Annotated in this window: 13 protein-coding genes and 1 pseudogene; 8 read left to right on the plus strand and 6 right to left on the minus strand. The window is 67.6% G+C overall.

Features of this window, described 5'->3' with window-relative positions:
* The 5 genes and pseudogenes from EJ913_RS32210 to EJ913_RS27995 form a co-directional block, all read left to right on the plus strand.
* A pseudogene (locus tag EJ913_RS32210) lies at nt 1-349 on the plus strand (hypothetical protein); the annotation flags it as partial.
* The gene (locus EJ913_RS27980) at nt 328-1,122 is read left to right on the plus strand and encodes a TniB family NTP-binding protein (RefSeq protein ID WP_127004167.1); all 795 of its coding nucleotides are present in this window, start codon (nt 328-330) and stop codon (nt 1,120-1,122) included. The pseudogene EJ913_RS32210 and the gene EJ913_RS27980, both read left to right, overlap by 22 nt.
* Nucleotides 1,123-1,164: 42 nt before the next feature.
* The gene (locus EJ913_RS27985) at nt 1,165-1,431 is read left to right on the plus strand and encodes a hypothetical protein (protein ID WP_127004169.1); all 267 of its coding nucleotides are present in this window, start codon (nt 1,165-1,167) and stop codon (nt 1,429-1,431) included.
* Nucleotides 1,432-1,517: 86 nt separating this feature from the next.
* Nucleotides 1,518-2,456 (plus strand): recombinase family protein, encoded by a 939-nt coding sequence (locus EJ913_RS27990; protein ID WP_127004171.1) that lies wholly within the window; start codon nt 1,518-1,520, stop codon nt 2,454-2,456.
* A 136-nt stretch (nt 2,457-2,592) separates the two neighbouring features.
* Nucleotides 2,593-3,342, plus strand: a complete 750-nt coding sequence (locus EJ913_RS27995; protein ID WP_244939523.1) for a sulfite exporter TauE/SafE family protein — start codon at nt 2,593-2,595, stop codon at nt 3,340-3,342.
* 121 nt (nt 3,343-3,463) lie between these two features.
* On the opposite strand, the gene arsH is transcribed toward EJ913_RS27995, so the two are convergent.
* Genes arsH through EJ913_RS28020 form a run of 5 tightly spaced genes read right to left on the minus strand, consistent with a single transcriptional unit; the run spans nt 3,464 to nt 7,153 of the window.
* Entirely contained in the window at nt 3,464-4,225 is a 762-nt protein-coding gene (gene arsH / locus EJ913_RS28000) for an arsenical resistance protein ArsH (RefSeq protein ID WP_127004173.1), read from the minus strand.
* A gap of 41 nt (nt 4,226-4,266) precedes the next feature.
* Nucleotides 4,267-5,298 (minus strand): ACR3 family arsenite efflux transporter, encoded by a 1,032-nt coding sequence (gene arsB, locus EJ913_RS28005; protein ID WP_127004245.1) that lies wholly within the window; start codon nt 5,296-5,298, stop codon nt 4,267-4,269.
* Nucleotides 5,299-5,353: 55 nt separating this feature from the next.
* Nucleotides 5,354-6,250: an arsenic resistance N-acetyltransferase ArsN2 gene (gene arsN2, locus EJ913_RS33305; RefSeq protein WP_425321129.1), complete on the minus strand. Its 897-nt coding sequence runs from the start codon at nt 6,248-6,250 to the stop codon at nt 5,354-5,356.
* Nucleotides 6,247-6,753: an arsenate reductase ArsC gene (locus EJ913_RS28015; RefSeq protein WP_127004175.1), complete on the minus strand. Its 507-nt coding sequence runs from the start codon at nt 6,751-6,753 to the stop codon at nt 6,247-6,249. The genes arsN2 and EJ913_RS28015 overlap by 4 nt, the downstream gene beginning before the upstream one ends.
* A gap of 43 nt (nt 6,754-6,796) precedes the next feature.
* A complete protein-coding gene (locus EJ913_RS28020; RefSeq protein ID WP_127004177.1) occupies nt 6,797-7,153 on the minus strand; it encodes an ArsR/SmtB family transcription factor in 357 nt (118 codons plus the stop codon).
* A gap of 289 nt (nt 7,154-7,442) precedes the next feature.
* Between EJ913_RS28020 and EJ913_RS28025 the strand changes: the two genes are divergently transcribed.
* Nucleotides 7,443-8,303 carry a hypothetical protein gene (locus tag EJ913_RS28025; protein WP_127004179.1) on the plus strand — a complete coding sequence of 287 codons (861 nt, stop codon included), beginning with the start codon at nt 7,443-7,445 and terminating at the stop codon, nt 8,301-8,303.
* Here EJ913_RS28025 and EJ913_RS32215 read toward each other — a convergent pair.
* Complete coding sequence (locus EJ913_RS32215; RefSeq protein ID WP_127004181.1) at nt 8,293-8,481, minus strand: hypothetical protein; 189 nt, start codon at nt 8,479-8,481, stop codon at nt 8,293-8,295. The genes EJ913_RS28025 and EJ913_RS32215 overlap by 11 nt on opposite strands.
* 161 nt (nt 8,482-8,642) lie before the next feature.
* Here EJ913_RS32215 and EJ913_RS28035 point away from each other — a divergent pair, with 161 nt between their 5' ends.
* On the plus strand, nt 8,643-10,820 hold the full coding sequence (locus EJ913_RS28035; protein ID WP_127004183.1) for an ATP-dependent nuclease: 2,178 nt from the start codon (nt 8,643-8,645) through the stop codon (nt 10,818-10,820).
* Nucleotides 10,817-12,889 carry a UvrD-helicase domain-containing protein gene (locus EJ913_RS28040; RefSeq protein WP_127004185.1) on the plus strand — a complete coding sequence of 691 codons (2,073 nt, stop codon included), beginning with the start codon at nt 10,817-10,819 and terminating at the stop codon, nt 12,887-12,889. The genes EJ913_RS28035 and EJ913_RS28040 overlap by 4 nt, the downstream gene beginning before the upstream one ends.
* The last annotated feature ends 70 nt before the right edge of the window (nt 12,890-12,959 follow it).

Here is a 12,959-nt window from a genome sequence, read left to right on the forward strand (position 1 = left end):
ATCCACCTCCAACAATGGTGAATCACGTCAGCGGCCCAAGCGCAACCGCCGATTCAGATTTCAGGCGCGATGCTCTAAGACCACCACCGCGGCCTGGGCGGCCCGCTACGACGCCAACGGCGAGACCTTCACGCCGCTGGCCGGCGGTTCGTTGACGCCCCCGCGCCAGCCACCCTCGACGGCAATGCCGGTTCCGGCATCCGGCGTGGCCTCTCTCCCGTCGGCAGCGTCACCCGGCAAACCGGACCGTGGTTCGCTCCCTTCTCCCCGCCCCTCCACCCTGGCACCCGTCGACCTGGAGAGCGACATCGAAAGGATCAGTGCGGAATGGATGAAAGGTTTGCGTTGAACACCCCCGGTCCGGAACCAGCCGATCCGATCATCGCCCTCGAGACGCGGGTGCTGCCGCAACCCAACCATGTCGAGGCGAAGGCCGCCATCGCCCGCCTGTACACCTGCTGCCAACCGCCGGGGAGCCCGCCGCTGAAAGCCAGAGCCCTGCTCATCGTCAGCGCGCTGGGGGCCGGAAAGACGACGGCGCTGGAAGACTATCAGCGTGATCACCCGGACGTCACCCTGGAGAGCGGCTCCGGCACATCCGCACCGGCTGACGCCTTGCGGGACGCCGACATTCGCCGCATCGTCTACGTCGAGGCTCCCAAGAGGACCACCCAGCGCGCGCTTGTCGCCGCGCTGCTAGGCGCCTTCGGCTACCGGGCTTCCGACCATTGGAACACCAGCGACATCATCGAGAGGATCGAGTTCTACGCCGACCAGATGCGCACTGAGATGATCTTCATCGACGAGGGGCACCACATGGTGAGCAGCACGCAGCCCGAACAGACCGAGGATGTCGCCGAGTTCATCAAGTCGCTTCTCAACCGGACGAAGCGGCAGATCGTCATCGCCGGGTTGCCCGGGCTGCTGCAGATCACCCGCTACCGGCAACTCCATCGCCGTCTGCAGCCGGCGGTGATCCTGGCGCCCTACAACTGGGGCACTCGCTCCGGGCGCCTCCATTTCTCGCTCCTTCTCGCCACCTTCGAGAAGATGCTCGACCTGCCGGAGCCTTCGGGCTTGGCTGTCGTTGTCAGGCAGTTGATGCGAAAAGCCGGATCCTGAGGGGTTTGGGGCCTCGCGTGCCGCAGCTTTGCAAACCGGTTCATGCAAAATGTCAGCGGTTCATGCGAAAAGCTGGTCGAAGCCCCTTCGCATCCGCTTCAACCAGCTGAAAAACAACAGTTCCCTTCAGGCGCTCGCCCCCTGTCCAGCACGGGGCGTGTTTTCGACCGCCTCGGCCGGCGCTTACCAGCCGACCATCCGGTTTGGCATCTTGTCTCGCTGCCTGCGGAGAGGACTGTGGCCGGCTTGGCGGTCAAAATTTTTCCGCTGATTTCCAACCAGACGGTTATGGATAAACGCTTGCCCTGAAAATAGGGTATGCTGGCGCATCCGGCCGGCTGGGGGCGCCTTGCCCTGCCGGCTGGGAAGCCGTCGCACACAGGAAGCAGCCGCCCATGGCCCTCATCGGCTACGCACGCGTCTCCACCGAGGACCAGTCGACCGAGGCGCAGTTCCTCGATCTGAAAAAGTTCGGCTGCACCGAGATCTTCCGGGAGAACGCCTCGGGCGCCGACCGCGAGCGGCCGCAGCTCAAGGCGGTGCTGAACCGGGTGCGCAAGGGCGACACGCTGGTGGTGGTGCGCATCGACCGTCTGGCGCGCTCGCTCGCCCACCTGCTCGACGTGATCGACGGCCTGGAGCGCAAGGGAGCGGCCTTCAAGTCGCTCGGCGACCCGATCGACACCGGCAGCCCGCAGGGCAAGTTCACCCTGCAGATCCTCGGCGCCGTGGCCGAGTTCGAGCGCTCCCTGATCCGCGAGCGGACAAAGGCTGGCGTGCGGGCGGCCAAGGCGATCGGCAAGCAGCCGGGCAATCCAGGATTGATCGCCAGGGACCCGCTCGCCCGGCGCCGGGTGGCCCGCGCCCGGGACGACCGGCTCAGCGAGCGGGTCGCCGAGGGGGCCGGGGAGTTTCTTCCGGTCGTCGAGCGGCTGCGGCCGGCGCACCCCTGGGACCGTGTCGTCGACGTGCTCAACACCGCGGTGAAGAAGCGCCCGGGCGACAACCCATCACCCTGGACGCGCGACGCGTTGATCCGGGCCGTGCGCCGCCTGGTCGGCGACGGCTTGGCCGATCCCAGCCTGCTGAAGGCGGCGCCGCGGCGCTCCAAGAAGGCGGTGGCGCAGGACAGGCGGCTGGTGGAACTGGTCGCGACCATCCACAACGCCGCGGAGGGGGAGAAACCGACGCTCGCCCGCATCGGCCGCCAGCTGGAGCGCCAGGGCATCCCAACCAAGACCGGCGCCCGGACCTGGGCGCCATCGAGCGTCAAAGCCCTCCTCGACCGAGCCCGAGAGCAGGGCTTGCTCGATCCGGTCGATGATGACACTTGACGGGCTGGCCGATTGCCATGCCTTCGGTCCCATAGTTGGGAGCCGGACGCTCCAGCGGGAGGCCGGCGTTTCCGAAAGGAATTGTCGGTCGTGGGCGGCCCGGTTAGAAGCGACGGGGAAGCCGGGAGGGAGCGTTGTGGGCGAGACGGTCAATCTGGCGGGGCTGATCCTGGTCATCGCGGCGCTGTACGCTGCCGTTGGCCAAGCGGGGGCTTCCGGCTACTTGGCTGTCATGGGGATGGTCAGCCTTGATCCCGCCGTTATGAAGCCGGTTGCCCTGGCTTTGAACCTGTTGGTCGCGGCGATTGGCACAGCCCGCTTTGCACGGGCGGGGCTGTTTCGCTGGCGCACCTTCTATCCCTTTGGCGTGCTGGGCGTGCCCTTCTCCTTTGCCGGCGGCTTGGTGCATCTTCCCGCCCCGCTTTACTACCCCGTGGTGGGCGGCTGTCTGCTATTGGCCGGCTTGGAATTGACGCGCTCCACCTGGATGTCCAGGCGGGGACCGGCAACGACGGTGCCGCCCGAGCATCCGCCCTTCTGGCCGGCCCTGGTGGCGGGTGCAAGCATCGGCTTTCTATCGGGCATGACGGGAACCGGGGGCGGCATCTTCCTGGCACCAGTGATCTTGCTGCTGGGGTGGGTCGAAACCCGGCGGACGGCCGCCGTGTCGGCCGCGTTCAACCTTTTGAACTCGGCGTCGGCCCTGATTGGCGCCTGGGCGACGCTGCCGATGCTGCCTCCGGCGCTGCCGGTGTGGCTGGTCGCAGCCGGAGCCGGGGGGATGATTGGGGCATGGCTGGGCAGCCGGCATCTGCCGGTCGCAGCCTTGCGTTATGTACTGTCGGCGATCCTGGTGGCGTCCGGGGTGAAGATGCTGGCGGCTTGACCGGCCGGCGCCGGCGGTGCGCGTTGACCCTGAATTTGGACCAGTCGGGCGGGTGCGACGGAAGCCAGCGTTGGCGGGCGTGGCCAAGCGGCCAAGCCGTGACCCGCCATGCCTCACGGGGTCAGGTGGTGCGCTCTCCGCTCATCGCGGCGGCGGTCAGGGCCTGCGCCTCGCTGGCGGCCGTCCGGCCAGCCTCGCGGCGCTCGCTGTAGCGGTCGGTCAGGTAGTCGCTGCGGTCGCGCACCAGCAGGGTGAACTTCACCAGCTCCTCCATCACGTCCACCACGCGGTCGTAGTAGGGTGACGGCTTCATCCGGCCGGCCTCGTCGAACTCCTGGAACGCCTTGGCCACCGACGACTGGTTCGGGATGGTCACCATCCGCATCCAGCGCCCCAGCACCCGCATGGCGTTGACCGCGTTGAACGACTGCGAGCCGCCCGAGACCTGCATCACCGCCAGCGTGCGCCCCTGCGTTGGCCGGACGCCGCCGCTTTCCAGCGGCAGCCAGTCGATCTGGCATTTCAGGATGCCGGTGAGGGTGCCGTGCCGCTCCGGGCTGACCCATACTTGGCCTTCCGACCATTGCGACAGGGCGCGCAGCTCGGCCACCTTGGGGTGGTCGGCCGGCACGCTGTCCGGCAGCGGCAGGTCACGCGGGTCGAAGATCCGCGTCTCCGCCCCCAGGCGCTGGAGCAGCCGGGCCGCCTCCTCGGCCAGGAAGCGGCTGTAGGAGCGCTCGCGCAGCGAGCCGTAGAGCAGCAGGATGCGCGGCGGGTGGGTGGACACCGGCCCAGGCGTCAGCTTGCCGAGGTCCGGCGCCTCGAAATAGGGCTCGTCCAGGCTCGGGAAATCCGCGCCGTTCTCGCTATCATGCTCGGACATGCCGACACTCTCCGGTGATGGTCCCATGGCGGGGCCGGGCCTCAGGCGCCGGCCCGCCCCTCGTACCAGGGCTTGGTCGCCTTGACGATCCTCACCACCGACAGCATCACCGGCACCTCGACCAGCACGCCGACCACGGTGGCGAGCGCCGCCCCGGAGCCCAGACCGAACAGGCTGATGGCCGCGGCCACCGCCAGCTCGAAGAAGTTCGAGGCGCCGATCAGCGCCGCCGGCGCCGCCACGCACCACGCCACCCCGAACCGGCGCGACAGCCAGTAGGCCAGACCGGCGTTGAGGTAGACCTGGATCAGGATCGGCACCGCCAGCAGCAGGATGACCAGCGGCTGCGCCAGGATCTGCTCGCCCTGGAAGCCAAACAGCAGCACCAGCGTGGTCAGCAGCGCCACCAGCGACACCGGCTGCAACACCGACAGCGCGCGGGTCAGGGCCGGCTCGCCGCCCGACGCCAGCAGGGTGCGGCGCCAGAGCTGGGCCGCCACCACCGGCAGCACGATGTAGAGCGCCACCGACAGCAGCAGCGTCCCCCACGGCACGGTGATCGACGAGACGCCGAGCAGCAGCCCGACCAGGGGCGCGAAGGCGAAGACCATGATCAGGTCGTTCAGCGCCACCTGGCTCAGGGTGTAGTGCGGCTCGCCCTCGCACAGGTTCGACCAGACGAACACCATCGCCGTGCAGGGGGCCGCCGCTAGCAGGATCAGCCCGCCGATGTAGGAGGAAATCTGGTCCGCCGGCAGCAGCGGCGCGAACAGGTGGCCGATGAAAAGGGAGCCGAGCAGCGCCATCGAGAAGGGCTTGACCGCCCAGTTGATGACCAGCGTCACGCCGACGCCGCGCCAGTGCTCCTTGACCTGCCCCAGCGCGCCGAGGTCGATCTTCAGCAGCATCGGCACGATCATCAGCCAGATCAGCACCGCTACCGGCAGGTTGACCCGGGCCAGCTCGTCGGCGGCGATGGCCTGGAACAGCCCGGGCGCCAGATGGCCGAAGGCGATGCCCGCGACGATGCACAAGCCCACCCAGACACTGAGGTAGCGCTCGAAGAGGCCCATGGCGGGGCGTTCCGCCGGGGCGGCGTGGATGTCAGCCGTCATGTCGATGGTCCTGTCAGGAGGCGGGGACGACGCGCCGCCCGGCGGCGTCGACGACGGGCTCGCCGTCTTCCTTGGCGAAGGCGCCGCGTTGTGGAGCGGGGAGAAGGTCGAGCACCGCCTCCGACGGCCGGCACAGGCGCACGCCGAGCGGCGTCACCACGATCGGCCGGTTGATCAGGATCGGGTGCGCCATCATGGCGTCGAGCAGCGCCTCGTCCGTCAGCGTGGGATCGTCGAGACCGAGCTCGGCGTAGGGCGTGCCCGTCTGCCGGAGCACGGCGCGCACCGGGACCCCCATGCGCTGGATCAGCGCCACCAGCTCGGCCCGGCTCGGCGGCGTCTTCAGGTACTCGATCACCGTCGGCTCGACGCCGCTGTTGCGGATCAGCCCCAGCGTGTTGCGCGACGTCCCGCAGGCGGGGTTGTGATAGAGGATCACCGCGCCCCCGACCGCCGCCAGCCCTTCGGCCGGTCGCGCGAGATCGGCGCGCAGGCAAACGGCGCTGCCCGGGCACAGGCCGGCGAACTGCGCGCTGGACTGGATCGCCGGAGGGGCCGACGCTCGCTCCACCCGCTGGAAGCCGAGACGCTCGAAGAAGCCGGCGGCGCCGGTGGTGAGCAGCCACAGCCGCTCGACCCCCAGCGTGACCGCCTGCGCGCGCAGGGCCGCCACCACGGCCCAGCCGCCGCCGGCGCCGCGTCGCTCGGCCGGCACGACGACGGAGCGCAGCAGCGCGTCGGCGCCATGGAGTTCCAGCCCGCCATAGCCGAGCGTCCCCTGGGCGTCCGCGACGCGCCAGAAGCGCCGGCCGGGCTCGTCGAGATCGTCGGTAGGCAGGCCGTTGGCTGCCAGCAGGCGGGCGAGCGCCGGGCGCTCCGCGGCGGCCAGCGGGGTGACGCTCCCGGTCATGCGCCGTTCCCCGCGCCGGCCATGTCGTCGAGCCGGCGCTTGAGGGCCAGCCGGTCGAGCGCGGCGAAGGGCAGGCTGGCGAAGGCCTGGATGCGGCGCTGAATCTGGCCGAACACCGTGGCGGTGAAGGCGGCCCTCTCGGCGTCCGAGCCCTGGGCGCTCGACGGGTCCGGGAAGCCCCAGTGCGCCGTCATCGGCTGGCCCGGCCACACCGGGCAGACCTCGCCGGCGGCGCTGTCGCAGACGGTGACGATGACGTCCATGTGCGGCGCCCCGGGCAGCGCGAACTCATCCCAGCTCTTGGAGCGCAGCGTGGCGGTCGGAAAGTCGAGGCGCTCCAGCAGGTCGCGGACCTGCGGGTTGAGGCGCCCGGTCGGCTGGCTGCCGGCGCTGTAGGCGCGGAAGCGGCCGCGGCCCTCGCGGTTGAGCAGGCACTCGGCCATGACGCTGCGGGCGCTGTTGTGGGTGCACAGGAACAGGACGTTGTGGACGCGGTCGGTCATCGCGGGATCGCCTTTTCCAGGCCGCGGGATGCGGCGGGTCGGGTCAGGTCTCGGAAGCGCAGCCCGCCGGGCCGCAAGCTCCCGCCTGGAGGAGGTCGGAGGAGCACAGCTCGGGACGGCCCTGGCAGCAGTCCTCCATCAGGAAGGCGATCAGCTGCCGGGTGCCCTCGTAGTCGCAGGCGTAGAAGATTTGCCGCTGGACCCGCCAGGAGCGCAGCAGCCCGGCGCGCTCCAGCGTTGCCAGATGGTGCGACAGGGTCGAGCCGGGGACGCCGACCTGCTGGGCGACATCGCCGGCGGTCAGCCCGTTCGGCCCGGCCTGGATCAGCAGGCGGAATACGGCCATGCGGGTGTCCTGGGCCAGGGCGGCGAAGGCATCGATGGCGTTCTTCGTTTCCATATTTCTACCCTAGTCGAACAATGAAGATATGGCAAGCGCCTTGCCGGCGGCACGGCTCCGGTCCATGTCGCCTGGACAGGGCGCCAAGCCGACCGGGGGCTGAGGAGCCGAAGAGTCGAACGTCGGGGCGGCGGCCTGTCCAGGCTCCCTCCCGGTGACGCGCGTCACCCAGCCGCCATCGCCCAATTCGACGGTTCGTTCCATCACGGCCTGGTTTCAAGCACAAATCATGACTGGCGCAGTCGCGGTTGCGCTGGTTCGCTCGATAAAACATCCAGGAGGGCAAGTCATGGCGGATGATGGCGGAGACCACTCCGACGGTGTCGACTGCGACCCTGCGACGATCACGATCGATTGGCCGGCCAGCCGGACGGAGTGGGCCGATCGGGTTGAGGCGCAGCTCGCCCCGCGCCTCGCGGGTGACCCGCGCTTTGTGAACGCCGAGGCGCTGATTGGGAAGTTCCGGCGCTTGGCGGCGCTGTTGGGGGAAGCGCCCGAAAGCCGGGACTACATCCGCGCGCTCATCGAGGACGTGAACGAGATGGCCACGGCGGCGGCGCTCCTGGACCGGATGGATGGTCAAGCCACCCTGCACTATGAGCCACCCCTGGCGGGCACCAGGAAGCGGATCGACTTCCTTGTCCGGTCCCATGACGGGAGTAAGGCGTGGTTCGAGGTGAAGAGCATCCGGCCAAGCTGGGACGACGGCGATGCCTCCTGGCAGCGCTTCGAGCGGCTTGCGGCCGAATTTCCGGGGAACGCCAGATTGGTCGTCCAGCGGGAGTTCGCGGGCGCGGCCCTTGCGGGACAAGCCATCAAGACCCGTTGGGGGTTTCTTGGCAGAACCGCCGAGGTCGAACAGAGGGCCGCGCTGCTGCAGCCGGAGGACGATGGGCCGGTGCGTCTGGTTCTCTGCTCGAACGGCTTCGATTGGACGGAAAGCGACCTTGAGGACTTCGCGGATTTCTACAGAACGGGCGTGTTTCGTCCCGACGACTGGTCACGGAATGCTATCCCTCTGTTTCTGGAAGAGAACGGGATCGTTTTCACACGACGCTTGGCGGGCCTCTGTTACCTGCAGCGATCCCACGACGCCGTGTTCGCGAGCCGCTTTTCCCTCGACGTGAGCGGGCCCGACTTCACTTGGTGAGAGGAGCAGCCCGGAACCATCGGCGGTCCTGGTGGGGGCTGGAGCCGGCGAGGTGGCAGCCGGCCGCCCAGCGGGCGAGCCCCCGGACAAGCGCCCGGGGGCCGGGAACATCCTCCAGCGGTGCGTCGTTGCGGACGGCGCGCCGCTCCTCCAGGCGCTCGTCCAGCGTCTCCTCCAATCGTCCCGCCCTCCTCCAGGGCTCCGCCCAGCCAGCGAGGACAATGCAGAGCATGGGATGAGCGGAGCGCATCTGTTTCTCGGGTGTAACGATGCCTGGGTTGCCGCACGCGTTGGCGAGGGTGTAGAAAACAGCGGTACACCAACGGCGTGTGGCGGCGGATGCATCTGGCGGAACTCCATCTGGAGAATTTTCGGCTCTTCGCGCGTTTGGCGCTCACGCTGCGTCCCGGACTGAACGTCCTCGTGGGTGAGAACGACGCGGGGAAATCGGCGGTCATCGATGCGGTGCGGTTGGTTGTCGGCGCCGCCGGGCACGACACCGCACGGATCGATGCCGATCGCGATTTCCACTGGAGGAGTGATCAGCGGGAGCCGGAGGCGCGGCTGGCGATCACCTGCAAGTTCGCCGGCATCTCCGAGGCCGACGCCTCCGGCTTTATCGAGCATCTCACGTACGAGGGCGATCCCGAGGCACCTCAGGCGCCCGTTCTGTACTTGACGCTGGTGGCACACCGTCCCACCAGAGCGGGATCGGTCAAGGTCAAGCACGCTTCCCGCTGGCGTGTTTCGGTGGAATTGCGGTCTGGAAAGGATGGTCAGGGGCCCTGGTTCGAGGGACCGGCCCGGGCGCTTCTGGAAGCCACCTATCTGAAGCCTCTGCGTGATGCCGAACGTGAGTTGTCCTCCGGGCGGAACTCGCGTCTGTCGCAGATTCTCCGTCACACGCTCGCCATCGCTGGCGAGGACGACGAGGCGTTTGACGTTCAAGCCTTCGTCAGCGCCCTGGGCTCAGGGGACCCGGGCGTGTCGCTGCCACAGACGCTGTTGCGGCGCGGTGAGCTGGCGGATCATTTGATTGAAACCCACGCCGGGGTGAGCAAGGCACGCGCCCGCCTGAACGAGGATTATCTGCACCATCTCGCCCTGGGCTCCGACCGGATGTCCAGCCACATCGGCGTTGCGTGCGGCGCCGATGAGTTGCGGCTGCGGCTGTTGCTGGAGAAGTTGGAGCTGCTGTTGCTTCCCAGCGGGCCTTCAGCCGCCGACCCTGAGGCGTCGGGTGCGGCGATGACGCGCCGTCCCCGTCTGCATCCGCGTGGGCTCGGCTACCAGAACCTGCTGTTCATGGCCTGTGAGCTGCTGCTTCTGGGGCAGGATGAGGAGAAGATGCCGCTTCTTCTCATCGAGGAGCCGGAGGCGCATCTGCACCCGCAACTTCAGCTTCGCCTCATTGATTTTCTGCTGAGCCGTACCGAGCCAGGGCTTCGCTCCGCCGCCAAGGCGGAGACGGAGGAGGCGGCAGCGGATGCGGAACGGGGGGACAGCGACCGGAGCCTCGGGAAGGGGGCGCCGTCGGGAGCAGGCTATGGGGCGGCATGGCCGGACGCCCGGTCGGAGCGCCCGGTGCAGGTGCTGATGTCGACCCACAGCCCGGTCCTTGCGTCGAAGCTGCCGCTTGGCAGCCTGATCGTTCTCGCGGGTGGTCAGGGCTTCTCCTTGGCGGAGGGCCGGACCCGGCTGGTCGCTGGAGACTACCGGTTCCTGCAGCGCTTTCTGGACGCGACCAAGGCCAACCTGTTCTTCGCGCGCGGCGTCATCGTCGTCGAAGGGACGGCGGAGGCGTTGCTGTTGCCGACCATCGCGGCCCTGCTCGGCATCGATCTGGCCAAGCATGGGGTGTCGATCGTCAATGTCGGCGGGACCGGCTTGCACCGCTACGCCCGCATCCTGATGCGCAGCGATGACGTTCCGGGCCCCTGTCCCGTTGCCTGCGTGACCGATCGTGACGTGCTGCCGGATTGCGCGCGCGACATCCTCATGCTGAAGCCTGGAAGCCGGCAGAAGACCGAATCCCAGATCGATGCCGATGCGTGGATGAAGGCGAAGGTCAAAGCGGATGGGCAACGCGTGAGGACGTTCGTCTCGGATCACTGGACCTTGGAGTACGATCTGGCGCGCGCCGGACTGGAGCGCGAGATCTACATCGCCGGGCGTCTGGCGGCACGCGACGATGAGACCGATGGCCCGGGCGATAGGGCTGGAGCGGCTTGGACAGAGTGGGAAGCCGAGGCCGAACAGGCCTACGAGCAATTGCGGGCAGACTGCACGGACCCGATCGAGCGTGCGGTCCGCGTCTACAAGGTGGTGGCGGCCGGCTCGAAGGCGGCGGCGGCTCAAACCCTAGCCCGTATCCTGGAGGAGCGCTACAGCACGGCCGCCGAGCGGCGGGTCTTTGCCAGCAAGGTGCCGCGCTACCTGAGCGAGGCCTTGCGGCATGCCACGGCCACCGACCAGCCGATGCCCGTTGCCAGAGCCGAGGTGCTTGTCGACGAATGAGCGAGGTTTTTTCGCTGCCCGTCATCGATGACGCCGATATTTTCTGGATCGAAGAGGCACTGGGATTGCGCTTCGAGGGCGAGCGCCGGGATGTTCTGCGGGCCTTGGACTCCGGCGATGTCGAAGCCTGCCCAGGAAGCGGCAAGACAACGCTCCTGGTCGCCAAGCTGGCCATTCTGGCGCGCAAGTGGACGGCGCGGAGCCGTGGCATCTGCGTGCTCTCCTACACGACCGTCGCCCGCGATGAACTGGAAAAGGGAGTGCAGCGGGTACCGGAAGCGGCGCGTCTGCTGGCCTATCCGCATTATGTCGGGACCATCCACGGATTCGTGAACAGCTTCCTGGCCTTGCCTTATCTCCGATCATACCATATGGGGCCGATTGGCGTCCGCTTCATCGACGATGACCGATGCCGGGCTGTCGCACGCCGGATCGTTTGGGAGGATGACCGGTTCGAACCGATCCGCAAGTTTGCCATCATGCGCGCCCAGAGTTCATCACGGAAAGCCACGGCCGGTGCTCCGCAGAAGACCGCCATGGAGGTCGTGTCTGAACTGTGCCACGCGCTGGAGTACCGGGGGGCCGACCTGGGCCTAGACCTCTCGGCCTTTCAGTTGAAAGATCCGAAGCAGCCCACCTATAAGGCTATGATTAAGCTTCGGCGTCGCCTTCGCCGACTCGGGTGTTTCTTCCACAACGACATGTTCGCGTTTGGAGAGCGGCTGGTTGCCGAGGCGCCCCAGTATCCGGCTCTGATACGGCACCGCTTCCCCTGTGTTTTCATGGACGAGATGCAGGATACCCGCCCTTTGCACGCCGCCATGCTGTCACGGCTTTTTCCCAAAGACGCCTGTGCGCTGCGGCAGCGCTTCGGCGACAGCGATCAGGCCATCTATGACGGAGACCGCGGCGAGCCCGAAGCCGTTCCGGTGGATGCCTTTCCGGACACGCAGGCGCGCAGCCTGCCGCGCAGCAACCGGTTCGGGGGCTGGATCGCCGCGCGGGCGTCCGCCGTGGCGCCGAGCCGGCGTGTGATGGAAGGCGATGCCTTGCATCGTTGGGGGGCCTTGAAGGGTGAACCGACCGGCAGCCGTGGCCACACCATTTTCCTCTTTGGCCCCGAGGCCATGCATGAACGTCCGCTGCAAGCCTTCGGCGCGCTGCTGTGCCGAGAGTTCGACGGCGATACCCTTCGCCAGGGGGTGTTCACGGCCATCGGGCGGGTTCACGCCCCTCCAGGTCAGCGTGCACGCAAGGCGGATCAGTTGCCGCACTCCGTCCGTGACTATTGGAACCGGTACGAGCCAGACGCCTCCCGCCGCACGGCGCGGCCGCGTGTTCTTGCCGATTACCTGTGCCTGGCTCACCACCGACGAACCGAGAGCGGCGAACTGGGGCCAGCCATCACGGAACTGGCGCTGGGTTTGATCCATCTGCTGGAAGCGTGCGGAGCGCCTGATTTCGGAACGCGCCACAACCCGCTTCGTCAACTCCGTGCGTATGCGTCCGAACGGCCAGCCTTGTGGCAGGCGATGCACAAATGGCTGTGGGATTGTGCGACCATGAGCACGCCTCCCAATCCAGCCGCTTGGCCTGTCATCAGGGTCGCGACGGAAGCGCTCGTTGCAAGCCACCAGGAAGAAGGATGGCATGGTCCGCGCTGGATGGAACCGATCGATGCGTTTCTCGCGTGGCCTACGGAGGCGATTGTCCGGCCGCCCGAACAGCCTCCCCGCCACCTTTATGCCCACGACGACGAGAACGGGAGGTCGGTGAACATCCGGCTTGGCTCGATCCACAGCGTTAAAGGGCAAACCCACACCGCCACCCTGATCCTCGACACATTTTTTCACTCTTGCCACATTGGACGACATTTTCGGCTGCTGGCTGGCCGTAAGAGCCCCATAGCCCTTGATGCACAGCGATTGCTTTACGTTGCCATGACACGGCCAAGCCATTTGCTGTGCGTGGCGCTGAGAGCCAGTCATCTCGGTGAGGGCAAAGCCGCGCTTGGCTGGGAGCGTCGCCTGCAAGACGTCGGGTGGCGGATCGAGCGCATTGCTTCCTAACCGGCCCACATCTCAGCCCGACGCCCGATTGGTCCAGTCAATTCGATGGTTCTGGAAACTGCGATGTGGG

This window comes from Azospirillum doebereinerae (assembly GCF_003989665.1).
Taxonomy (GTDB): domain Bacteria; phylum Pseudomonadota; class Alphaproteobacteria; order Azospirillales; family Azospirillaceae; genus Azospirillum; species Azospirillum doebereinerae.

Coding starts and splice junctions, on each gene's coding strand:
- EJ913_RS28035 (WP_127004183.1), top strand. CDS start 8,643: ATGCATCTGGCGGAACTCCATCTGGAGAATTTTCGGCTCTTCGCGCGT.
- EJ913_RS28020 (WP_127004177.1), bottom strand. CDS start 7,153: ATGGAAACGAAGAACGCCATCGATGCCTTCGCCGCCCTGGCCCAGGAC.
- EJ913_RS27990 (WP_127004171.1), top strand. CDS start 1,518: ATGGCCCTCATCGGCTACGCACGCGTCTCCACCGAGGACCAGTCGACC.
- EJ913_RS27980 (WP_127004167.1), top strand. CDS start 328: ATGGATGAAAGGTTTGCGTTGAACACCCCCGGTCCGGAACCAGCCGAT.
- EJ913_RS28015 (WP_127004175.1), bottom strand. CDS start 6,753: ATGACCGACCGCGTCCACAACGTCCTGTTCCTGTGCACCCACAACAGC.
- EJ913_RS28040 (WP_127004185.1), top strand. CDS start 10,817: ATGAGCGAGGTTTTTTCGCTGCCCGTCATCGATGACGCCGATATTTTC.
- arsH (WP_127004173.1), bottom strand. CDS start 4,225: ATGTCCGAGCATGATAGCGAGAACGGCGCGGATTTCCCGAGCCTGGAC.
- arsN2 (WP_425321129.1), bottom strand. CDS start 6,250: ATGACCGGGAGCGTCACCCCGCTGGCCGCCGCGGAGCGCCCGGCGCTC.
- EJ913_RS27985 (WP_127004169.1), top strand. CDS start 1,165: ATGCAAAATGTCAGCGGTTCATGCGAAAAGCTGGTCGAAGCCCCTTCG.
- arsB (WP_127004245.1), bottom strand. CDS start 5,298: ATGGGCCTCTTCGAGCGCTACCTCAGTGTCTGGGTGGGCTTGTGCATC.
- EJ913_RS28025 (WP_127004179.1), top strand. CDS start 7,443: ATGGCGGATGATGGCGGAGACCACTCCGACGGTGTCGACTGCGACCCT.